Source organism: Stenotrophomonas sp. YJH_SMC_94-11 (assembly GCF_059370435.1).
Genome location: NZ_JCAFTR010000002.1, coordinates 391,399 through 410,952 on the forward strand (window position 1 = coordinate 391,399; position 19,554 = coordinate 410,952).

Below are 19,554 nucleotides of genomic sequence, written 5' to 3' on the forward strand. Positions count from 1 at the left end.
AAGGAGAATCAACGTGTACTTCAAGTCCCTGGACTACCCGGTCATTGTCATCGACAACGACTACGAGTCGCCGCGCATCGGCGGCATCCTGATCCGCGCCCTGGTGGAAGAGCTGCGCAGCAACGACCAGCGGGTGCTGTGCGGGCTGAACCTGGATGATGCGCGTGCCGGAGCCCGTACCTATGTGGCGGCCTCGGCGGTGCTGATATCGATCGATGGCAGCGAAGAGGTGGATGGCGAGTTCCAGCGCCTCACCGCCTTCCTGCGCGAGCAGAGTGCGCGCCGCGCCAACCTGCCGGTGTTCCTGTACGGCGAGCGCCGCACCATCGAAAAGGTGCCGAGCAAGCTGCTCAAGTACATCCACGGCTTCATCTTCCTGTTTGAAGACACCAAGAGCTTCATCTCGCGGCAGGTGATGCGCGCGGCCGAAGACTACATGAAGAATCTCCTGCCGCCGTTCTTCAAGGCGCTGATCCATCATGCGGCAGAGTCGAACTACTCCTGGCATACGCCGGGCCATGCAGGCGGCGTGGCATTCACCAAGTCGCCGGTCGGCCGTGCGTTCCACCAGTTCTACGGTGAGAACACCCTGCGCAGCGATCTGTCGATCTCGGTACCGGAGCTGGGCTCACTGCTGGATCACACCGGCCCGATCAAGGATGCCGAGGAAGAGGCGGCGCGCAACTTCGGTGCCGACCATACCTTCTTCGTCACCAATGGCACCTCCACCGCCAACAAGATCGTCTGGCATGGCACGGTGGCCCGCGGCGACGTGGTGTTCGTCGACCGCAACTGCCACAAGTCGCTGCTGCACGCGCTGATCATGACCGGCGCGGTGCCGGTGTACTTCACCCCAAGCCGCAACGCACACGGCATCATCGGCCCGATCAGCCTGGATCAGTTCACACCGGAATCGCTGCAGCAGCGCATCGCCGCCAACCCGCTGGCCAGCCAGGCCTACAAGGCCGGTTCCAAGCCGCGCATTGCGGTGGTGACCAACTCGACCTACGACGGCCTGTGCTACAACGCCGAGAAGATCGCCGACGAAATCGGCAGCGCGGTCGACTTCCTGCACTTCGACGAAGCCTGGTACGCCTACGCCGCGTTCCATCCGTTCTATGAGAACCACTACGGCATGGCCAAGGGCAAGCCGCGCGAGCAGGATGCGATCATCTTCACCACGCATTCCACCCACAAGTTGCTGGCCGCGTTCTCGCAGGCGTCGATGATCCACGTACGCAACTCGGCGCAGCGCGACCTGGATGCCGAGCGCTTCAACGAGTCGTTCATGATGCACACCTCGACCAGCCCGCATTATGGGGTGATCGCGGCCTGTGACGTGGCCTCGAAAATGATGGAGGGCGAGGCCGGCCGTTCGCTGGTGCAGGAAATGCATGACGAGGCGATCGCCTTCCGCCGCGCGATGCTGCACGTGCGTGACGACCTCGGCCGCGACGACTGGTGGTTCAGTGTGTGGCAGCCGACCAAGGTCGAGCGCAGCCTGGACAAGGGCGATACGCCGGCTCCGCTGGTGGCCAAGCGCGAGGAGTGGTACCTGCAGCCGGACGCGCACTGGCACGGCTTCGAGAATCTGGTCGATGACTACGTGCTGATCGACCCGATCAAAGTGACCCTGCTGACCCCGGGCCTGGCGATGGACGGCAGCATGGGCAAGCTGGGCATTCCGGCGGCGGTGCTGAGCAAGTTCCTGTGGGGCCGCGGCATCACTGTGGAGAAGACCAACCTGTATTCGGTGCTGTTCCTGTTCTCGATGGGCATCACCAAGGGCAAGTGGAGCACGCTGGTCACCGAGCTGATGGCCTTCAAGGAGCTGTACGACTGCAACGCGCCGTTGAGCCAGGCATTGCCGACGCTGGCGGCGGACTATCCGATTGCCTACGCCGGCTGGGGACTGCGTGACCTGTGCGATGCATTGCACGCGTTCAACCAGGAATTCGAGGTCGCCAAGGTGATGCGCGAGATGTACGTGGATCTGCCGACGCCGGTGATGACCCCGGCCGATGCCTACAACCACCTGGTGAAGGGCGAGATCGAGCGGGTCGACATCGAGCAGCTCAGTGGTCGCGTCGCGGCGACCATGCTGGTGCCGTATCCGCCGGGCATTCCGACCATCATGCCGGGCGAGCGATTCGGCGACAGCGACGAGCCGATCATCCAGTCACTGCGTATTGCCCGTGAACAGAATGCGCGTTTCCCGGGCTTCGAGTCGGATGTGCACGGGCTCATCATCGAGCACGATGGCGATGTGACCTCGTACAGGGTGGAGGTGCTGAAGGCCTGACCGGGGGACGGTCGGCCCTTCGGCGAGCGATGGATACCGCGCGCGAGCAACGCATCCTGAAGTTCTCCATCGGGGTGACCATCGCGGTGAGCGCGGTCGGCTTCATCGGTGGCCTGCTGGTGGGATCGCAGGCCATCCTGTTCGACGGCGTGTACAGCCTGGTCGACGTTGCCTTGACCCTGGTTTCGTTGTCGGTACTGCGGCTGGTGGCGCGGGAGCAGAGCCCGCGCTTCCAGTATGGCTATTGGCACCTGGAGCCGATGGTCGAAGCACTCGGTGGGGTGGTCCTGTCGCTGGCCTGCGTGTACGCGCTGGCCAACGCGGTCATCGGCTTGACCACGGGCGGGCACGAAGTGAAATTCGGGCCCGCGCTGTGGTGGGCGGCGCTGCTGAGTGCCAGCAACCTGGCAATGGCGACGTTCGTCGCGCAGCGTGCGCGGCGCCTGCGCTCGGCGTTGTTGTGGCTGGATGTAAGAGGCTGGCTGCTGGGTGGATTGATGAGCCTGGCGGTGGTGCTGGCCTTCGTGCTGGCCCTTGTCCTGCATGGCGGCGAGTGGCACCACTGGGTCCCGTACCTGGATTCGATCGTGCTGGCGTTGATCAGCCTGGCGGTACTGCCAGTGCCGGCGCGCAGTGCATGGAAGGCCATGCGCGAAGTGCTGCAGGTGGCGCCGGATGACCTGGACCGGCGCGTGCAGCAGGTAATGCAGGCATTCGTGTCCGAGCGTGGCTATGCCGGTTTCACCAGCCACGTGGCGAAGATGGGGCGGATGCGCTTCATCGAGATCCATGTGCTGGCAGACCCCGGTACGCCATTGGGCTCGGTGGGCGAGGTCGATGCGATGCGCGATGAGATCGCCGTGCGGCTGGATGCGCGGGGCAGCACGTTCTGGTTGACCATCGATTTCACTGCGGATCCGGCGTGGACGTAGCCCTGCCTCTTTCGCGCCGGGGCCTTGCCCGGCCAGGTTCTGTTCGCCTGTAGAGCCGAGCCCATGCTCGGCTGCCGTTCGCATGGAACAGCCGAGCATGGGCCCGGCGATACAGCACGCTGCGATCGTTGCACACGGCGGACTGCTCTGTTGCGCCGGATGTGTTTGACCTGAACCTGGGTTGAGGTCGCAGACTGCGGCACAGTTCCACAACGCTTAGCGCAGGTAGTACTCCACCGGCACCACCAGTTCCTGTGGTGCCTTCAGTTCATCGGGAATGGGCGGCAGCGGCTGCGCGCGGCGGAAGGTCTGCAGTGCGGCGCCGTCAAGCATCGGCTGGCCACTGGACTGCTCCAACCGCAGGGCCAGCAGGCGTCCCTGGCGATCGATGCTGGCCCTGACCCAGGCAGTGCCCTGCTGGCGCCGTGAGCGGGCCGCAGCAGGGTAGTAGCGATAGCGCTCCAGCCGCGCCATCAGGCGGGCTTCCCACTGGTCGCTGGCGGCGCCGGCCTGGAAGTCCGCCGGTGGGGCGTCGGGAGCGGGCGGCGCGGCCGTGATCGATGCCGGTGCGGGACTTGCATCGGTCGCGGCCGCAGGCGGGGCGACCGGCAGGGCTTGCCGGCCAGCGCCACTGCGTTCGCTGGCGGCCACTTCGCCCTCGCGTGCGGCGGTGGGCTTCGGTGGAGGGGGCGACTTCGTGGGTTGGGATTCGCGCGCCTGCTGCGCCTGGCTGGGGGTGTCGGCCTGGCGTTCTTCCACTGGCTGCGGCGGCGTCGCCGGTGCCAGCAGGCGCAGGCTGATGCGCACGTCCTGCTCGGGCGGCGGCAGCAATGGCGGCGCGGCCACCCAGTGCACCAACAGCAGCAGGGGCAACAGGTGAAGCCCGATGCTGATGGCGATCGCCTGCCAGTGTTGGCCGCGCTCACTCATCGTCCAGCACCCATAGCAGGTCGGCGTCGGCCGCCTCGACGGATGCACCGACTTAAGCGAGCGCGATCACCAGCGCTGGTGTGCCCGCTGGCAGGTAGCCCGGCATGCCAGTACCGCGCAGTACATGCCAGCGACCGGCCACCAGCAGCGCGGGTGCCGCGGCTCAGGTTGTGGGCGACGCGGTACAGGTAGGCGCGGCCATTGCTCAGCAGGCCACTGGCGGCGATTCTGACGACGCGCAGCCAGGTCTCCTGGACGACATCATCGGCGTCGCTGCGTTGCGGGAGCTTACGGCGGACATGGGCGTGCAGCGGCTGGTAGTGGGCCGCGCACAGCTGCGCGACATCCTTCGGTTCGACAGGCGTGGACACGGGGCGGGCGACAACTGGGAAAGGGAACAGCCCGCGGCGGCAAGGGCAGCGGCTACACCTTACAGCAAAAGAGAATCATTTGCATCCATGGACGCGAGGCGCGGCATGCGTGGCCGACTGCGAGGTCAGCGCGGACGAAAGTCGCAGTGGATCTGCAGGGCTTCGGTGGGGTTGTGATGCAGCTCGAAACCGCAGTGCTGGAGGCTGCGCTTCACCCGGGCGATCGCTTCGGCATGGCGGGCGGTGCGACGCTGCTGCCAGCGCGGCGGGGTGAACACGCCCAGTGGCAGCAGCCGCAGCCGCTTGCCGTGCAATACCACTGAGACATCGATATGACGGCCATCGATGTCGTGGCCGTTGGCGCCGAAGATGGCACCGACTTCATCATGGCGCTGCGGATAGCAGGCGCGGAACACCGCGATGCCGAGCCAACGCACGCCACGACGGAAGCCGCCGAGCCGGCTGTGGCTGGGTTCGAAGCCGCGCGTGACGAGCAGGCCCAGCCCGGCAGGCAGCAATGCCTGCGCGTCGAGCAAACGTTGCAGCACTTCTTCTTCCAGCTGGATGCGGGTAGAGGGCCAGCGCGGTGCGATGAGCAGTCCGTGGTGGCTGCCGCGTTGCAGGGTCAGCATGGGTGAAGCTTCGCACGCGGGCGAACAGCCGGGGTAGTGCCGGCCGCTGGCCGGCAAATCTGTTGCCCGTCGGGTGCCGGCCAGCGGCCGGCACTACCGTGACGATCGTCAGAGGTCGCGGTACTGGATCTGCGAAGCCAGTACGCGCAGGCCATCGGCATTGCTGGACAGGATGCGCTCTTCGCCGATGCCATTCTGCCGTTTCAGCTGGAAGCCCTGGTCTGCAGGCAGCTGTGCGGCGATGGCGTCCATGCGTTGCATGGCATCGGGGCCGCTGCAGTCGAAGTGGCCCCAGTAGGCGCCATCGCGGTGGATCTGCAATCGGTAGTTCATCGCGGTAGCTCCGGCAGGTCCTGCAGCCAATGGTCGAACATCGCGGTGGCGGCCGCGGCCAGTGGCGCGCCATAGCGACGCGCCTGCGTGCGCAGGTCGTTCGGATCGATGCCGGCCTGCGCCAGTTCCAGGGTGTGACCGATCAGCCAGCGCTCGAACTGGCGCGCGTCCAGCTCCGGATGGCATTGCAGTGCCAACGCATGGTTACCGATGGCAAAGGCCTGGTGGCGGCAGGCCGGCGTGCTGGCCAGGCGGCGTGCACCCGTTGGGAGTTCGAATGCCTCGCCATGCCAATGCAGTACCGGAATGCCCTGCAGGGCCTGCAGTGGCGAGCGCTGACCGTCATCGGTGAGCAGCAGTGGCGCAAAGCCGATCTCCTTGCCACCACTGGCGGCGACGTCGGCACCGAGTGCACGCGCCATCAGCTGCGCGCCCAGGCAGATGCCCAGCGTGGGCCGCTGCTGCTGCAAACGCCCTTGCAACAGCGCGATGCTATCGTTGAGGAACGGGTAAACATCAACATCGTTGACGCTGATCGGGCCACCCAGCACCACCAGCAGGTCAGCCGCTTCGGCCGGATCGAGTGCATCTACACCCGCCTGCAGCACCTGCAGCTGCCAGCTCTGGGCCAGCAGCAACGGTTGCAGGGTGCCAAGGTCCTCGAAGGCAACGTGTTGCAGGACAACCGCGTGCTTCATGCCGGGGCTCCATTGCTGGGCCAGTAGAAACTGTCCGGGGTGGCGCGTGCGCCGAAGATGGCCTGGCCGACACGGACCACGGTGGCGCCTTCCTCGATGGCCACTTCGAAGTCGCCGGACATGCCCATCGACAGCTGCGACAGGTCGATGCCGGGTGGGGCGGTACGCTGCAGCTGGTCGCGCAGTTCGCGCAGGCGCACGAAGCACGCGCGCACACGTTCGACTTCGGGAGTGAAGATGGCCAGAGTCATCAGGCCACGCACGCGTAGCCGGTCGAAGACTGGCAGCTGCTGCACGAATGCCTCGACGGCAGCGGGTTCCAGTCCGTACTTGCTGGGTTCGGCGGAGGTGTTGACCTGCACGAAAACATCCAGCGTGCGGTCTTCCAGCTGCAGGCGCTGCTGCAGCGCTTCGGCCACGCGCAGGCTGTCAAGCGCCTGGAACTCGCTGGCGAAGCGCGCCACGTAGCGCGCCTTGTTGGTCTGCAGATGCCCGATCACCGACCAGTGCACGCCCAGATCGGCCATCGTCTCGGCCTTGCGTTGCGCCTCCTGCACCTTGTTCTCGCCCAGCTCGCGGCAACCGGCGGCCACCGCCATGCGGATGCGGGCGTCATCGACGGTCTTGCTGACCGGCAGCAGGCGCACGCTGGCCGGGTCCCGGCCGACGCGGGCACACGCATCGGCGATGCGCTGGCGCACCGTGCCCAGGTTGGCGGCGATCTGTTCAACAGACTGGGCGACGGGCCAGTCGGCGGCGGCAAGGGGCATGCGGGCACCTCCAATGCAGGGCGGCCAGGGTGGGATACACTGGCACAGGACAAGAATTATTTTGGCATAGGACAAAATGAAAATCACCGGGCATAGCGCCGAGTCGATCTTCGACAGCATCCGCGATGGCATCGGCAAAGGCCGTCTGCCGGCCGGCAGCGTGCTGCCGCCGGTTCGCGATCTGGCCGATCAGCTGGGGGTCAATCGCAACACCGTGGCCGCCGCCTACAAGCGATTGGACGCGGCCGGCCTGGCCAGCACCGCAGGCCGGCGCGGCACGGTGGTGCGTGGCCTGCCGCCGATGCTGGCGCGCGAGGGCAGTACGCCGGGGTTGGCGCTTCAGGACCTGGCCGGTGGCAACCCGGATCCGCGCCTGTTGCCCAGCCTGCGCCTGGCCGCGGCGGCACCGCGGTTGTATGGCGTGGGCACGGTCGACCCGAGGTTGCAGGCGTTGGCACGCGCCTCGCTGGATGCGGATTGCCCCGAGGGGTACGCGCTGGAGCTGACCCATGGCGCGGTCGATGGCATCGAGCGCCTGTTGGCGGCATGGCTGCTGCCGGGCGATCGCATCGCGGTGGAGGATCCATGCTTCCTCGGTAGCCTCAATGTGCTCAATGCCGTCGGCCATGCGCCGTTGCCGGTGACGATGGATGCGCATGGCATGCAGGTCGAATCGCTGCGACAGGCGCTGGAGGCCGGTGCACGCGCGGTGCTGTTGACACCACGGGCGCACAATCCGACCGGGGCCAGCCTGGATGCGAAGCGGGCACGGGCGTTGCGCCAGCTGCTGGCGGCCTATCCGCAGGTGGCGGTGCTGATCGATGACCACTACGCACTGCTCTCGCAGCAGGCCTACCACTCGGTACTGCCGCTGGATGGCCGGCGCTGGGCGCTGCTGCGTTCGCTGTCCAAGCCGCTCGGCCCCGACCTGCGCCTGGCCTGGCTGGCCTGTGATGACGAGACCGCGATGCGGTTGCGGTTGCGGTTGGCGTCCGGCATCGGTTGGGTCAGTCATCTGCTGCAGGATGCCGCCACTTCGGTGCTGGCATCGGCGCCGCAGCGGGCAAAGATCGCCTCGGCAGGCGAGCGGTACCAGCAGCGCCTGCAGTCGCTACAGGAACTGCTGCGCGTGCGTGGCGTGCCGACGCCGTTGCCGATGGAGGGATTGAACCTGTGGCTGCCGTTGCCGGCCGACAGCCATCCACAGGTACTGGCGCTGGCTGCGCGCGGATGGCATGTGCGTGCTGGCGAAGTGTTTGCGGTGGCTGCACCAGCGCATGGCCTGCGCATCACCTGCGCGGCGCTGGGGGTGGCGCAACTGCGGCAGCTGGCCGATGACCTGGCGGCGGTGTGTGGGGTATAGCGCCCAGCCATGCTCGACGCTGGAAGCAGATCAGGGCGCGGCGTTGGCGTTGGGGCGCACGTAGTAGGACTGGCCACTGTCATCGACGAACATCAGCTCCGGCTTGCCCTGCCAGGACGTGAGCATGGCGCCGGTATTGTTCTGGTGCTTGACCATCAGGCTGGCGCCACGGTCCGGATTGGCGACGACCTTGAAGACTTCGGTGGTGCCGGTGGCATCGTCCAGAGTGAGCAGGGCTTCGCCCCCGCGGTCGCTGGTGCCATAACCGCCGCGCTCGGAACCGTCGGGGCCAAGCAGGATCAGGCCGGACAGCGCGGTTGCACGCGGTCCCTGGGTGCGGCCCCTGCTGAGGGGGTCCGGCACCGGCGCACCGAGGATCAGCCGTGGTTGGCCAGTGCCATCGTGGATGACCAGGCCGCGCGCTTCGATGATCCGCTCAGGCGATTGGCTGCGATGCAGGCTCCAGGCGGTCCAGCCGGAAACGAGCAGGGCAAGGGTCGATATCACCAGGGTGGTCAGCAGCAGCACACGGGGCATCGGGTCGTCCTTCCTTGGATAGGCCGACGATAGCGGATGCCGGCGGGCAAAGGCCAGTTCGTTGTGTGACGATCTGTATCGTCAGTGGAAATCGCGGCTGTGGCTGCGCAGTCCCTGCAGCAGCTCATCCAGGCAGTGCATGCGCTGCACGATGACATGCTGCACGCCATCAACGCGCTCCAGGCGGCCATCGATCTGCATCAGCTGGGTGTCGACCAGCACCCGGTGCTGGCGGTCGGCCAGGTGGCGCCAGACCACGGCGTTGACCATCCCGGTCTCGTCTTCAAGGGTGAGGAAGGTAACGCCACTGGCGGTCTGCGGGCGCTGGCGCATGCGCACCAGTCCGGCGATGCGCACGCGGCGGCCATGGCCGTGCCCGGCCAGCTGCGCGGCATCCAGGCAGCCGCGGCTGCGCAGCTGCGCGCGCAGGAACGAGATCGGGTGGCGGCCGAGGGTGGTGCCGGTGCTGCGGTAGTCGGCCTGCATGTCCTCCCAGGCGCTGGGCAGTGGCAGGGGCACGCGGGCTTCGGCAGTGGCACGGGCCTGGTCGAACAGCGGCAGCCGGTTCTCTACGCCCGAGATATCCCAGCGTGCACGATGGCGATGGCCACTGAGCCCGCGCAGTGCGCCAGCATCGGCCAGCAGGCCCTGCTGGCGGCGGTCCAGCGCGGTGCGCTGGCACAGGTCGCCGACGTCGTCGAACGGGCGCCGCGCGCGCTCGCGCATGATGGCCTGTACGGCATCTTCGTTGCAGCCGTCGATCAGACGCAGGCCCAGACGGATCGCCGCCGGCCCCCTGCTGAAGTCCAGCGTGCAGTCCCAGTCGCTGTGGCGTACGTCCACGGGAAGAACGGTAATGCCATGCCGCCGCGCGTCCTGCAGCAGCTGGTCAGGGCTGTAGAAACCCAGCGGCTGGCTGTTGATCAGGCTGGCAGTGAACGCGGCGGGATGATGGCACTTCAGCCAGCAGCTGGCATAGGTCAGCAGGGCGAAGCTGGCGGCATGACTTTCCGGGAAACCGTAATCGCCGAATCCCTTGATCTGCTCGAACAGGTGCTCGCCGTATTCGCGGCTGAAGTTGTTTCTCAGCATGCCGGCCAGCAGTTTCTCGCGATGTGGTTCCAGCCCGCCGCGGCGCTTCCAGGCCGCCATCGAACGGCGCAGGGCATCGGCCTCGCCCGGGGTGTAGCCGGCCGCATCCACCGCCAGCTGCATCACCTGCTCCTGGAACAGCGGCACGCCCAGGGTACGTGCGAACACGCGTTCCAGCTGCGGTGGGTAGAGCGGGTTGTCCGGGTCGTTCAACGCGTCCGGGCCTTGTTCGCGCAGGATCCGGCGCCGCTCCAGGTAGGGATGCACCATGTCGCCCTGGATCGGGCCGGGACGCACGATCGCCACTTCGATCACCAGATCGTAGAAGTTGCGTGGCTGCATGCGCGGCAGCATCGCCATCTGTGCGCGCGACTCGATCTGGAACACGCCGATGGTGTCGGCGGCGCTGATCATGTCGTAGGTGGGGGTGTCTTCGTCGGGGATGGCATCCATGCGTCCTTCGTGCAGGCCATGCTGTTTCAGCATCGCCAGGCATTTGCGGATGGCCGTGAGCATGCCCAATGCCAGGCAGTCGACCTTCATCAGGCCGGTGGCATCCAGGTCATCCTTGTCCCACTGGATGACGGTGCGGTCGGCCATCGCCGCGTTCTCCACCGGTACCAGGGTCGACAGTGGATGCTCGGAAATCACGAAACCGCCCGGGTGCTGCGACAGGTGGCGCGGAAAATCGATCAGCTCTGCGGTGAGTGCCAGCAGGCGCCGCATCAACGGCGTGTCCGGATCGAAGCCACGCTCGCGCAGGGTTTCCGGCAGCGGGATGTTGCCGCCCCAGTGGTCCATCGCCGCGCCCAGTTCGTTGACCTGGTCCATCGGCAGGCCCAGCGCGCGGGCCACGTCGCGGATCGCGCTGCGGCCACGGTAGCTGATCGCCACCGCGGTCAGTGCGGCGCGCTCGCGGCCGTAGCGCTTGAACACGTACTGCAGCACCTCCTCGCGCCGCTCGTGCTCGAAGTCGATGTCGATATCCGGTGGTTCGTCGCGCTCGGCGGAGATGAAGCGCTCGAACAGCAGGTTGCTGCGTGCCGGGTCGATCTCGGTCACGCCCAGCACGAAGCACACCGCTGAGTTGGCCGCTGAGCCACGGCCCTGGCAGAGGATGTCCTGGCTGCGCGCAAAGCGCACGATGTCCTGCACGGTGAGGAAGTAGGAGGCGTAGTTCTTCTGCTTGATCAGCGCCAGTTCGTGCTCGATCTGCGTGCGTTGCTTCGCTTCGATGCCGCCTTTCCAGCGCCACTGGATGCCGCGCTCGACCAGCACGCGCAGCCAGCTGTCCGGATCGTGTCCTTCGGGCACCAGCTCGCGCGGATAGGTGTACTGCAGCTGTTCCAGGGTGAAGTGGCAGCGCTCGGCGATGCGCAGGGTTTCAGCCAGCAGTTCGGGCGGATACAGCTGGGCCAGCGCGGTACGCGGGCGCAGGTGGCGCTCGCCATTGGGAAACAGGCGCCAGCCGGCCTCGGCCACGCTGCAGCGGTGGCGGATCGCGGTCAGCGTGTCCTGCAGGGCGCGGCGGCGTCGCACGTGCATGTGCACGTCGCCACTGGCGACCAGGGGCAGGCGGTGGCGTTCGCCGAAGGCCTGCAGCTGCTGCAGGCGGCGTGCGTCATCGTGTTCGCGGTGCAGTTCCACCGCCAGCCACAGCCGATCATTGAAGCCGGTGCGCAGCAGTTCCAGGTCGGTAGCGGCCGGTTGCCGGTCCAGCCATAGACAGAGCAGGCCGTTGGGCAGGCCGAGCAGGTCCTCGCGCAGGCAGAGGTACTCGCCCTTGGCAGCCCGCCGCCGGCAGGTCGTGATCAACTGGCAGAGTCCGGCATAGGCGGCCTGGTCGGTGCACAGCAGGGCCAGCTTCGGCCCGTCCTCGACCTGGAATTCGGCACCGACGATCAGCGCCACGCCATGCGCCTTCGCCGCTTGCCAGGCACGCACGATGCCGGCCAGCGAGCATTCGTCGGTGATCGCCAACGCGCGGTAGCCCTGGCCAGCGGCGCGCGCGAACAACTCTTCGGCGATCGAAGCACCGCGCTGGAAACTGAAGGCCGACAGGCAGTGCAGTTCGGCGTAGCCGGGCAGTTCGCTGCGCATGGCGGCTCAGCCGAACCAGCCGTGCAGCATCCACGGCGCATGCGGATCGTTGCGCGCGCGGAAGGCCCAGCCGCGCTGGCCATGCGCGGTTTCCACCACGTAGTAGTCGCGGCGCGCGTCAGCCTGGTCCCACCAGCCCGATTCGATCCGCTCCGGCCCGGCGATGATGCGCAGGCGCGGGTCACGCAGCGGCTGTGGGGTGTCCAGCAGCCAACCGGGGCGCAGTGGCCAGTATGCCGGCGGCCTGGCCGCTGGCTGGATGCCGCTGGCGCGTTCGGGGCGATGGTCGGCCTGCACCGCCAGCGGCTGCACGGCGTCATCGCCCAGCCGCGCGCGCAGGCGCTCGCGCAGCTGGTTCCAGGGCATCGCCTGTGCCGGCCGGGTGTCGAACAGGTCGCGTGCGGCCGGCACGAACGGTGGCAGCTGTTCGGCCTGCAGGCGCAGTGCGCGGCTGCCGGCCGGCAGGGCGAACGCTTCCATGCGGTTGCGCGCGATCTCGAACAGCAACGCGGGATCGCGTTCGGGCGCCAACAGGCCGATGGTCAGCACGCTGGCCGGCAACAGGTCATGCTCGAAATGCAGGTCGAAGCGCTGCACGCCGCCATCGCGCGAACACAGGAACGCGGCCAGGTCGAGCAGCAGGCGGCGCAGCGGGAACAGCAGGGCCTGGCTGGATTCGATCTCGTATTCGAATTCGATGCGCGCATCGAAACGGTCCGGTGGCTGGTAGTAGCGCAATGGCGCGGTGGGCAGCCCGCGCAATGCATCCAGCTGCTGCAGGACCTCGGGGGCGAAGCGCCGGGCCAGGCTGTCGCGCGGCAGCTTGAGCACCGCGCCCAACGTGCGCAGGCCGGAACGGCCAAGCACCGTCACCGCCTCGCTGGGCAGGCCGCAGCGCGCCAGGGGCAGCTGCGCCAGCGCCGCCGGCAGCTGCTGCGCATCAAGGCCGAGGCCATCGTGGACGTTGGCCAGCACGCGCGCGGCATGTGGGGTAGGCGCGGCCACCAGGCGGTGGCGGAAGCCGAGTTCGTGCAGTTCGTTGCGCAGGCGCTGCTGGATCGTCAGCCAGTCACCGAACAGGGCACGGCTGGCACCGATTTCCAGCACCAGTGCATGCGGAAAATCGAGGCTGACCTGCGAGCTGTAGGCATAGGCCCAGCTGGCCAGCAGCTGGCGGGTGTGCTGTTCGGCATTGGGGTCGTAATCGTGCAGGTGCAGGTCCTGCACCAATACCTGCGCAGCCGACAGCAGCATGCCCGGGCGCAACCCCGCGGCGCGTGCCGGCGGGCTGACTGCACGCACTACGCGTCGCTGCGCCGGCCCCTGCAGCAGCACCAAGGGCCGCTGCGGGTCGGGTTGCAGGCGCAGCACGCTGTCCAGCGCCAACTGCGGCAACAACAGGCAGGCCCAGTGCATGGCGCGTCCTCAGTGGGCGATGGCCAGCGGCAACGGTTGTGCCGGCGGCAGGCCGCCACGGCACTTCAGCACCCGCACCTGGCCGTGGTCGAGCTGCAGGCGCAGGCTGGCCGGGGAGGGATTGCGCGCGGCCTGCGCCTCGCGGAACACGAAGCCCAGGCACTGGCCGCTGTCGGCGGCCACCTGCAGGCGGCGCAGGGCGCGGTCGTCGGCTTGATGCGGCCAGCACAGTACCGCCGCGCAGGCCGCAGAGCGCAGGCACTGTTCGGCGGCCCACAGTGCCTGCTTCGGCGTGGCCTGGATGACCTGCAGCTGGGCCAGTTCCAGCCCGGCCGCTGCCCAGGCCGGAGCGTGCGGGCGATAGGGCGGAGCGACCAGCACGATCGGGCGGTCGCGCTGGCTCAGCCTGGCCAGTGCCGGCCAGACCAGCGCCAGTTCGCCAACGCCGGGCGCCGCCTGCAGTACCTCGCACAGCCCGCTGGCCGGCCAGCCGCCGCCGGGCAGGCGTGCATCCAGTGCCGGATGGCCGCTGGCCAGATGGTCGCTGGCGGGGCCCTGGCGGGCCGGGCCACGCCACAGCTGGCGCCCGTCCAGCAGCCGGTCGAGGGCGACGACGGCACCCATCAGTCAGCCCTCCAGGGGAGGCGCCGGGCGGGCTGGAAGCGGCAGGAACGGGCGGAAACGGCGGGCATGGCGCGAGTATCGACGGGCCGGTATCAGGGGCTGAGACCAGACATGCTACTCGCGTTGTGAGTAGAATTACTAATGAAATCGGAAGGCCGGGTTTCAGGTTGCTGAAGGGGTAGGAGTGCCGACCAGGGTCGGCACCCACAGGATGCGGTTACGGGCGGACCGGCAGCGCCACCGGGCGCAGCGGCGCGGCATCGCCGCCACGGATCTTCAGCGGGCCGCCGATGAAGGCGAATTCGTAGACCTTGTCGCGCGCCAGTTCGTCCAGCGCCACCAGCTCGATGATCGGCGCACCCTGCTGAGCCAGCAGGTAGGTGTGCAGCGGTACGTAATCGTCGGGCACCTCCGAGGGGAAGGTCTCGAAGCTGAGGTTGTCGGCACCGACGATCATCGCGCCGCCGTCCTCGACCAGGAAGCGTGCCGCGTCCAGGCCCATGCCCGGCGGGTTGGCCATGTAGGCCCTGGGCTGCTCGAACAGGCGCATGCGGCCGGTGCGGATCAGCACCACGTCACCCTGCTGCAGTTTCACCTTCTGGCGTGCCAGCGCATCCTTCAGGTCCTGGCGGGTGACGCGGTAGCTGTCCGGCAGCATGTCCACGCCCTTGGCGCCGGCCACGTCGATCAGCACGCCACGCGCGATCAGCGGCGGGAATTTCTCGATGCCGGTGACATTCCAGCCGCGGTCGCCGAGGTGCTTGTCGGCCTCGAAGCCGTTCCAGATCTTCCCGTGGATGCCGAAGTGGTTCAGCGCATCGATGTGGGTGCCGGTGTGGCTGTACATCGAGAACGCGGTGCCGGTGTAGCTGCGGGTGAGGTTCATGGCCTCGCCCACGCCCATCGGATCGTCCATCACTGTGCCGCGCGGGGTGTGGGTCATCCAGAACTGGTAGTGCGGGTCGCCGGCATCCTGCCAGCTGGGCATGCCGACGTAGTATTCGGTGGCCAGGTCATAGGCCTTGCCGCCGCTGACCCGCGACAGGATCGCCGCACGCGAGGCTTCGGTGATCAGGTTGAGGCGGCCAATCTCGTCCTTCGGCCCCCACGGGCTGGTGCCGACCTGCTGGCCGGAGGGAACGCGTTCGTGCGCGGACACGGTGGACGCGGCGGTGGCGGCCAGCAGCAGGGCCAGCGCGGTGGACAGGGTACGTGGGGTCATGGGGAAATCTCCTTGCAGGGTGGGGGAGGGGGCGGCTCAGGCCGCGACCAGGGGCGCCAGGGCCTGGCGCAGGTGTGGGAGCGGCAGGGTCTGCAGGCGCAGGCCGTTGCCACCGATCACGGTGGGGATGGAGCGGATGCCGAGCGCGGCAGCTTCGGCGCGATCGGCCTGCACGCGCTGGCGCACCGCGTCGCTGCGCATGTGGTCAGCGAAGGCGCCACGTGGATGGCCCAGCGATTCGGCAATATCCAGCAGCACTTCGGCATCGCCGATGTTGCGGTGCTGATGCAGGTGCGCCCATTGCACCGCGTCGAACATCGCGCCATGGGCATCATTGCCACCGATCAGCCCTGCGGTCTGGCAGGCCAGTGCGCCGAGCCAGCCGGACGGATACTCGAAGTCCTGTGCGCGCATGCCTTCGATATCGATGCGCGCGATGTCTTCATGCGCGGCGCAGTCGGTCCAGTGGCGCAGGATGATCGCCTTGGCGCGCGCCATCGAGCCGAACACCTCGACCATCTGCGCGCGCGAGTCCTGCAGCACGAAGCTGCGGTGGCGCACCTGGATGCCGAGTTCGGCGGAGACCTGCTGCAGGCGCGGGGCCAGCACGAAGCACCAGCCGCAGACCACGTCGTGGAAGAAATCGACCACCGGCGCTGCGGTGGCGGGGGAAGGAACGGGAGACATCTGCCTGCCATCGGTGAGAGGAGAGGCGGCAGAGTAGGCAGCGCGGCGTGGCCGAAACAGCACGCTGCGGGCAGCTCAGTTTTCGCTGGCGGTTACGAATCCAGGCCGGCGCAGCCGGGCAGCTCGGCGTGCAGGAAGTCGATGAAGGCACGCACCTTGGGCTGCAGGTGGCGCGAGGTGGGGTAGACCGCATGCACGAAGCGCGGCGGATAGCGGTGGTCGGGCAGCACCTGCTGCAGTTCGCCCCGCGCCAATGCCGGCGCGGCCAGGAACGAAGGCAGGGCGCCGATGCCCATGCCCGCCACCAGCAGGTCACGCAGCAGCAGGCTGTTGTTGACGGTCACGCGTGCCGGAAGGGTGATCGTCACCTGGCCATCCGGGCCGAGCAGCGGCCAACTGCCCGGTGAGTCGGACAGGCTGTAGGCCAGCACGCTATGGGCCTGCAGATCCCCTACTGCCTGCGGTGCCGGATGCTGCCGCAGGTAGGACGGCGCCGCGCACAGCACCTGCTGCAGCGAGGCCAGCCGGCGTGCCACCAAGCGTGAATCATCCAGCTCGGCACGCAGTCGTAGCGACACATCGAAACCTTCGCCGACCGCGTCGAGCAGGCGATCTTCCATCACCAGATCCAGCGACAGCTGCGGATGCTGCTGCAGGAAGCGGGGCAGCAGCGGCGACAGCGTGCTCAGCGCGAACGACTGCGGCACATTGATGCGCAGGCGCCCGGTCACCTCGCCACGCTGCTCGGCGATGCCACGTTCCAATGCGTCCAGTTCGTCGAGCAGGCGGCAGCATTCACGGTAATAGGCGTGGCCGGTTTCGGTCAGGCTCATGCGCCGCGTGGTCCGCTGCAGCAGTACCACGCCCAGATGCGCTTCCAGCGTGCGCAGCTGTTTGCTGAGCCCGGCGGGCGACATGCCCAGGTCTTCGGCGGCACGAGCGAGCCCGCCGCGTTCGACGATGCGGCGGAAGGCACGCATCAGGTTGAAGGAATCCATGCCGGTCCCGGGCGCGATGAGGGCGCCATTGTAGATCCACGCCATGCGTGGATGTGGGAAACGCGGTGCCGACCAGGGCGACCTCTCTGCGGGGGCGCGGGTTGCGCCGTTTGTTCAAGCCGGCAACCCGCACGTGGCGCCAGCATGCAGGCCTCTCATTTCCCGGGTTGCCCATGAAGCACTGGATCCTGCGCCTGTATGCCCCGTTGTTCCTGCTGGGGTTCGTTGCCCCTGCCGTCGTCTGGGTCGGCCACTGCCATGGCGATCCGTTGTGGCTGCTGGCCCTGCTGGCGATCGCCATTGCGGTTTCGTTCGTCGCCGAGCGCGCCTGGCCGTATGACCCTGCGTTCAACCGCGACCACGGCGACCGTGTGCGTGATGCCCTGCACGCGCTGGTCAACGAAGGCCTGAACCTGTTGTCGATCGCGGCGGTGCCGCTGCTGGCGGCGATCATTCCGTGGCAGGTCTGGCCGCTGCAGTGGCCGTTCGCGCTGCAGGTACTGGTGGCGATAATCGCTGCCGATCTCGGCGTCACCCTGGTGCACTACGCAAGCCATCGCATCGGCTGGTTGTGGCGCCTGCATGCGGTGCATCACAGCGTGGCCCGCATGTACGGTTTCAACGGGCTGATGAAACACCCGCTGCACCAGGCGGCCGAAGCGGTGGGCGGCGTGCTGCCATTGTTGCTGCTGGGCCTGCCGATGCCGGTAGCTGCGGTGCTGGCGTTTGCCATCGCCATCCAGCTGCTGCTGCAGCACTCCAACGTGGACATGCGCCCGGGTGTGCTGGGCCGGGTGATGGCGTGGGCACCGCTGCATCGCTTCCATCACATACGTTACTGCACCGCCGGCGACGTCAACTTCGGCCTGTTCCTGACCGTCTGGGATCACCTGCTGGGGACCGCCTTCGATGCGCCGGGCTATCGACTGCAGCAACGCGACCTCGGCATCGGCAGCCAACCGGACTATCCACGCGATTACGCGGGGCAGCTGCTGGCGCCGTTTCGTGAACTGCCGCATGGCGAGGTGCCGGAGCTGCCTGCAGGCCTGCGCAGGCGCGAATGATCGAAGATGTCAGGCCGCGTGCAGCTGCAGGCCCTGCAGTTGCGCGGCACCGATGCCGAACATGCGGCGCAGGCTGCGTGACAGATGGGCCAGGTCGGCGAAGCCGGCGGCATGCGCGCTGGCGGTCAGGCTGTGCCCCTGCAGGTGGTGCGCGAGCGCGGTACGCAAACGCTGCCACAGCACCCAGCCGCGCAGGGTCACCGCCAGGTCGGACTGGAAACGCCGGTGCAGCTGGCTGGTCGACAGGTGCGCCGCCTCGGCGATGTCGGCGGCCGGCACCGGGCCGGGCAGGTACTGGGCGATACGGGCCAACGCCGCCTGCACGCGGCGGTCCAGCGGTTGCGGGCGGCTCAGCCGTGGCAACCAATCGCGCAGCTCCAGCGCGTTGCCCGGCAGCGCGTGCAGATGCTGCTGGATCTGGGTGGGATCGGCGTGGGCCGGCTCAAGGAACACCGTGCAGCCTGCTTCCGGTGCCGACAGGATCGCGTGCGGCTGGAACGAAGGCAGCCATAGCCGCTGGCCCTGCTGCTGTACGCCATCGATCTCGACGTGCCAGGGCGTACCGTCGCTCAGCAGCAATTGATGGGCGTAGTGCGCATGCAAAGCGCTGTCACCAGCATGGCCGTGCAGCACGGCGGCGTGCGCATCCAGCAGCAACGTGCCGTTCCAGGGCAGGGCGGGGGAGGACATGGAGGGATTGTAGATCCACGCCATGCGTGGATGAATCTCCATCGAAATCGAATATTTCGAGAGTTGAACGAAGAGCAGCCGAGCATGGGCTCGGCTCTACAGCAGGCCGTGCGGGGAATTGTCGAAGGCGGGGTGGGTCCGTTTGCGGGGGTGTCCGCGGCAGGGATGCCGCGGCCAAGGCCCCATGGATGGGTTTACGGCGTCCCCCGCCAACGGGCCCACCCCGCCACCCCACAGGAGCCCAGCTTTTGCTTCTGCTGTTGCTTCTGAGGTTGCCGGCCAGCGGCCGGCACTACCGCGGGGGCCGGGCGCAGCCTGGCCGTGCGTCACCTCACCGCCCCTGCGGATCCGGCCGGTGATGCACGTACTCGACCACCGTGCCATCGGGATGTACCGCATTGAACGCCGCCCCGGTCGGGACCACCTGCAACGGGAAGATGATCTCGGCGCCGGCGGCAACCAGTTTGTCGTGATAAGGCCGAACGTCATCGACCAGCAGTGTCCCCGTGGTCGAGGTGAACGGCGCCAGCGCCGCCTCGCTGCCCTCGATCAACAGGAACGCACCGACCATGGCCAGGCGCAGACCGGCCTCCGGAAACGGAAAGCCCGCATCGGCCACCACGCCCTGCAGCTGCTCGTAGAAGGACACGCTGCGTTCCAGCTCACCGGGGGCCACGAACACCCGGATCAGCACGCGCGGTGCGCGCTGGCTGGACGTATCGCAGCGGTCGCGCCAGAGATGGTCGAAGTCGCGGTGGACGGTCATGGGCTCGGTTCGTGGCCAGGGATCTCC

The 19,554-nt window shown here is 67.8% G+C and carries 18 protein-coding genes and 2 pseudogenes; 4 read left to right on the top strand and 16 right to left on the bottom strand.

The window, feature by feature from the left end; translation table 11 throughout:
- The first annotated feature begins 13 nt into the window (after nt 1-13).
- Nucleotides 14-2,302, top strand: a complete 2,289-nt coding sequence (locus AC5P74_RS06100; RefSeq protein ID WP_053499657.1) for an Orn/Lys/Arg family decarboxylase — start codon at nt 14-16, stop codon at nt 2,300-2,302.
- A gap of 29 nt (nt 2,303-2,331) precedes the next feature.
- The gene (locus tag AC5P74_RS06105) at nt 2,332-3,234 is read left to right on the top strand and encodes a cation diffusion facilitator family transporter (protein ID WP_346607848.1); all 903 of its coding nucleotides are present in this window, start codon (nt 2,332-2,334) and stop codon (nt 3,232-3,234) included.
- A 216-nt stretch (nt 3,235-3,450) separates the two neighbouring features.
- On the opposite strand, the gene AC5P74_RS06110 is transcribed toward AC5P74_RS06105, so the two are convergent.
- The 7 genes and pseudogenes from AC5P74_RS06110 to AC5P74_RS06140 all read right to left on the bottom strand — a co-directional run bounded on the left by AC5P74_RS06110 (nt 3,451) and on the right by AC5P74_RS06140 (nt 6,968).
- A complete protein-coding gene (locus tag AC5P74_RS06110) occupies nt 3,451-4,164 on the bottom strand; it encodes an energy transducer TonB family protein (RefSeq protein ID WP_070490004.1) in 714 nt (237 codons plus the stop codon).
- Between the two features lie 52 nt (nt 4,165-4,216).
- Nucleotides 4,217-4,327: pseudogene (locus tag AC5P74_RS06115) on the bottom strand (ChaN family lipoprotein); the annotation flags it as partial.
- Nucleotide 4,328: 1 nt separating this feature from the next.
- Nucleotides 4,329-4,535, bottom strand: a pseudogene (locus AC5P74_RS06120) (RNA polymerase sigma factor); the annotation flags it as partial.
- A gap of 125 nt (nt 4,536-4,660) precedes the next feature.
- Complete coding sequence (locus tag AC5P74_RS06125) at nt 4,661-5,167, bottom strand: hypothetical protein (protein ID WP_346607849.1); 507 nt, start codon at nt 5,165-5,167, stop codon at nt 4,661-4,663.
- 108 nt (nt 5,168-5,275) lie between these two features.
- Nucleotides 5,276-5,500 carry a hypothetical protein gene (locus AC5P74_RS06130; RefSeq protein WP_346607710.1) on the bottom strand — a complete coding sequence of 75 codons (225 nt, stop codon included), beginning with the start codon at nt 5,498-5,500 and terminating at the stop codon, nt 5,276-5,278.
- The gene (locus tag AC5P74_RS06135) at nt 5,497-6,198 is read right to left on the bottom strand and encodes a glutamine amidotransferase (protein WP_053499654.1); all 702 of its coding nucleotides are present in this window, start codon (nt 6,196-6,198) and stop codon (nt 5,497-5,499) included. Before AC5P74_RS06135 ends, AC5P74_RS06130 begins: the two co-directional genes overlap by 4 nt.
- On the bottom strand, nt 6,195-6,968 hold the full coding sequence (locus tag AC5P74_RS06140; RefSeq protein WP_053499652.1) for a YggS family pyridoxal phosphate-dependent enzyme: 774 nt from the start codon (nt 6,966-6,968) through the stop codon (nt 6,195-6,197). The genes AC5P74_RS06135 and AC5P74_RS06140 overlap by 4 nt, the downstream gene beginning before the upstream one ends.
- Before the next feature lie 76 nt (nt 6,969-7,044).
- On the opposite strand from AC5P74_RS06140, the gene ptsJ reads away from it, so the two are divergent.
- Complete coding sequence (gene ptsJ, locus AC5P74_RS06145; protein ID WP_206620953.1) at nt 7,045-8,331, top strand: MocR-like B6 salvage transcription factor PtsJ; 1,287 nt, start codon at nt 7,045-7,047, stop codon at nt 8,329-8,331.
- A 30-nt stretch (nt 8,332-8,361) separates the two neighbouring features.
- Here ptsJ and AC5P74_RS06150 read toward each other — a convergent pair whose 3' ends face one another.
- The 7 genes from AC5P74_RS06150 to AC5P74_RS06180 all read right to left on the bottom strand — a co-directional run bounded on the left by AC5P74_RS06150 (nt 8,362) and on the right by AC5P74_RS06180 (nt 17,052).
- The gene (locus AC5P74_RS06150; protein ID WP_053499649.1) at nt 8,362-8,868 is read right to left on the bottom strand and encodes a hypothetical protein; all 507 of its coding nucleotides are present in this window, start codon (nt 8,866-8,868) and stop codon (nt 8,362-8,364) included.
- Nucleotides 8,869-8,949: 81 nt separating this feature from the next.
- The gene (locus tag AC5P74_RS06155) at nt 8,950-12,060 is read right to left on the bottom strand and encodes an error-prone DNA polymerase (RefSeq protein WP_206620954.1); all 3,111 of its coding nucleotides are present in this window, start codon (nt 12,058-12,060) and stop codon (nt 8,950-8,952) included.
- Between the two features lie 6 nt (nt 12,061-12,066).
- Nucleotides 12,067-13,476: a Y-family DNA polymerase gene (locus AC5P74_RS06160; protein WP_495204819.1), complete on the bottom strand. Its 1,410-nt coding sequence runs from the start codon at nt 13,474-13,476 to the stop codon at nt 12,067-12,069.
- A gap of 9 nt (nt 13,477-13,485) precedes the next feature.
- Nucleotides 13,486-14,100 carry a translesion DNA synthesis-associated protein ImuA gene (gene imuA, locus AC5P74_RS06165; RefSeq protein WP_053499642.1) on the bottom strand — a complete coding sequence of 205 codons (615 nt, stop codon included), beginning with the start codon at nt 14,098-14,100 and terminating at the stop codon, nt 13,486-13,488.
- Nucleotides 14,101-14,317: 217 nt separating this feature from the next.
- Nucleotides 14,318-15,322, bottom strand: a complete 1,005-nt coding sequence (locus tag AC5P74_RS06170; RefSeq protein WP_053499640.1) for a cyclase family protein — start codon at nt 15,320-15,322, stop codon at nt 14,318-14,320.
- A gap of 36 nt (nt 15,323-15,358) precedes the next feature.
- Nucleotides 15,359-16,009: a DsbA family oxidoreductase gene (locus AC5P74_RS06175; protein WP_053499638.1), complete on the bottom strand. Its 651-nt coding sequence runs from the start codon at nt 16,007-16,009 to the stop codon at nt 15,359-15,361.
- A gap of 92 nt (nt 16,010-16,101) precedes the next feature.
- Nucleotides 16,102-17,052: a LysR family transcriptional regulator gene (locus AC5P74_RS06180; protein ID WP_218086323.1), complete on the bottom strand. Its 951-nt coding sequence runs from the start codon at nt 17,050-17,052 to the stop codon at nt 16,102-16,104.
- A gap of 128 nt (nt 17,053-17,180) precedes the next feature.
- On the opposite strand from AC5P74_RS06180, the gene AC5P74_RS06185 reads away from it, so the two are divergent.
- The gene (locus AC5P74_RS06185) at nt 17,181-18,071 is read left to right on the top strand and encodes a sterol desaturase family protein (RefSeq protein ID WP_053499636.1); all 891 of its coding nucleotides are present in this window, start codon (nt 17,181-17,183) and stop codon (nt 18,069-18,071) included.
- 9 nt (nt 18,072-18,080) lie between these two features.
- Here AC5P74_RS06185 and AC5P74_RS06190 read toward each other — a convergent pair whose 3' ends face one another.
- Both AC5P74_RS06190 and AC5P74_RS06195 read right to left on the bottom strand, forming a co-directional pair.
- Nucleotides 18,081-18,785 (bottom strand): AraC family transcriptional regulator, encoded by a 705-nt coding sequence (locus tag AC5P74_RS06190; protein WP_053499634.1) that lies wholly within the window; start codon nt 18,783-18,785, stop codon nt 18,081-18,083.
- Nucleotides 18,786-19,092: 307 nt separating this feature from the next.
- Nucleotides 19,093-19,527 carry a VOC family protein gene (locus AC5P74_RS06195; protein ID WP_005417059.1) on the bottom strand — a complete coding sequence of 145 codons (435 nt, stop codon included), beginning with the start codon at nt 19,525-19,527 and terminating at the stop codon, nt 19,093-19,095.
- Nucleotides 19,528-19,554: the final 27 nt, after the last annotated feature.

Excerpts from the sequence above, each read along its gene's own strand:
- AC5P74_RS06105 (WP_346607848.1), top strand. The coding sequence starts at position 2,332 with ATGGATACCGCGCGCGAGCAACGCATCCTGAAGTTCTCCATCGGGGTG.
- AC5P74_RS06110 (WP_070490004.1), bottom strand. The coding sequence starts at position 4,164 with ATGAGTGAGCGCGGCCAACACTGGCAGGCGATCGCCATCAGCATCGGG.
- AC5P74_RS06125 (WP_346607849.1), bottom strand. The coding sequence starts at position 5,167 with ATGCTGACCCTGCAACGCGGCAGCCACCACGGACTGCTCATCGCACCG.
- AC5P74_RS06130 (WP_346607710.1), bottom strand. The coding sequence starts at position 5,500 with ATGAACTACCGATTGCAGATCCACCGCGATGGCGCCTACTGGGGCCAC.
- AC5P74_RS06135 (WP_053499654.1), bottom strand. The coding sequence starts at position 6,198 with ATGAAGCACGCGGTTGTCCTGCAACACGTTGCCTTCGAGGACCTTGGC.
- AC5P74_RS06140 (WP_053499652.1), bottom strand. The coding sequence starts at position 6,968 with ATGCCCCTTGCCGCCGCCGACTGGCCCGTCGCCCAGTCTGTTGAACAG.
- ptsJ (WP_206620953.1), top strand. The coding sequence starts at position 7,045 with ATGAAAATCACCGGGCATAGCGCCGAGTCGATCTTCGACAGCATCCGC.
- AC5P74_RS06150 (WP_053499649.1), bottom strand. The coding sequence starts at position 8,868 with ATGCCCCGTGTGCTGCTGCTGACCACCCTGGTGATATCGACCCTTGCC.
- AC5P74_RS06155 (WP_206620954.1), bottom strand. The coding sequence starts at position 12,060 with ATGCGCAGCGAACTGCCCGGCTACGCCGAACTGCACTGCCTGTCGGCC.
- AC5P74_RS06160 (WP_495204819.1), bottom strand. The coding sequence starts at position 13,476 with ATGCACTGGGCCTGCCTGTTGTTGCCGCAGTTGGCGCTGGACAGCGTG.
- imuA (WP_053499642.1), bottom strand. The coding sequence starts at position 14,100 with ATGGGTGCCGTCGTCGCCCTCGACCGGCTGCTGGACGGGCGCCAGCTG.
- AC5P74_RS06170 (WP_053499640.1), bottom strand. The coding sequence starts at position 15,322 with ATGACCCCACGTACCCTGTCCACCGCGCTGGCCCTGCTGCTGGCCGCC.
- AC5P74_RS06175 (WP_053499638.1), bottom strand. The coding sequence starts at position 16,009 with ATGTCTCCCGTTCCTTCCCCCGCCACCGCAGCGCCGGTGGTCGATTTC.
- AC5P74_RS06180 (WP_218086323.1), bottom strand. The coding sequence starts at position 17,052 with ATGGCGTGGATCTACAATGGCGCCCTCATCGCGCCCGGGACCGGCATG.
- AC5P74_RS06185 (WP_053499636.1), top strand. The coding sequence starts at position 17,181 with ATGAAGCACTGGATCCTGCGCCTGTATGCCCCGTTGTTCCTGCTGGGG.
- AC5P74_RS06190 (WP_053499634.1), bottom strand. The coding sequence starts at position 18,785 with ATGGCGTGGATCTACAATCCCTCCATGTCCTCCCCCGCCCTGCCCTGG.
- AC5P74_RS06195 (WP_005417059.1), bottom strand. The coding sequence starts at position 19,527 with ATGACCGTCCACCGCGACTTCGACCATCTCTGGCGCGACCGCTGCGAT.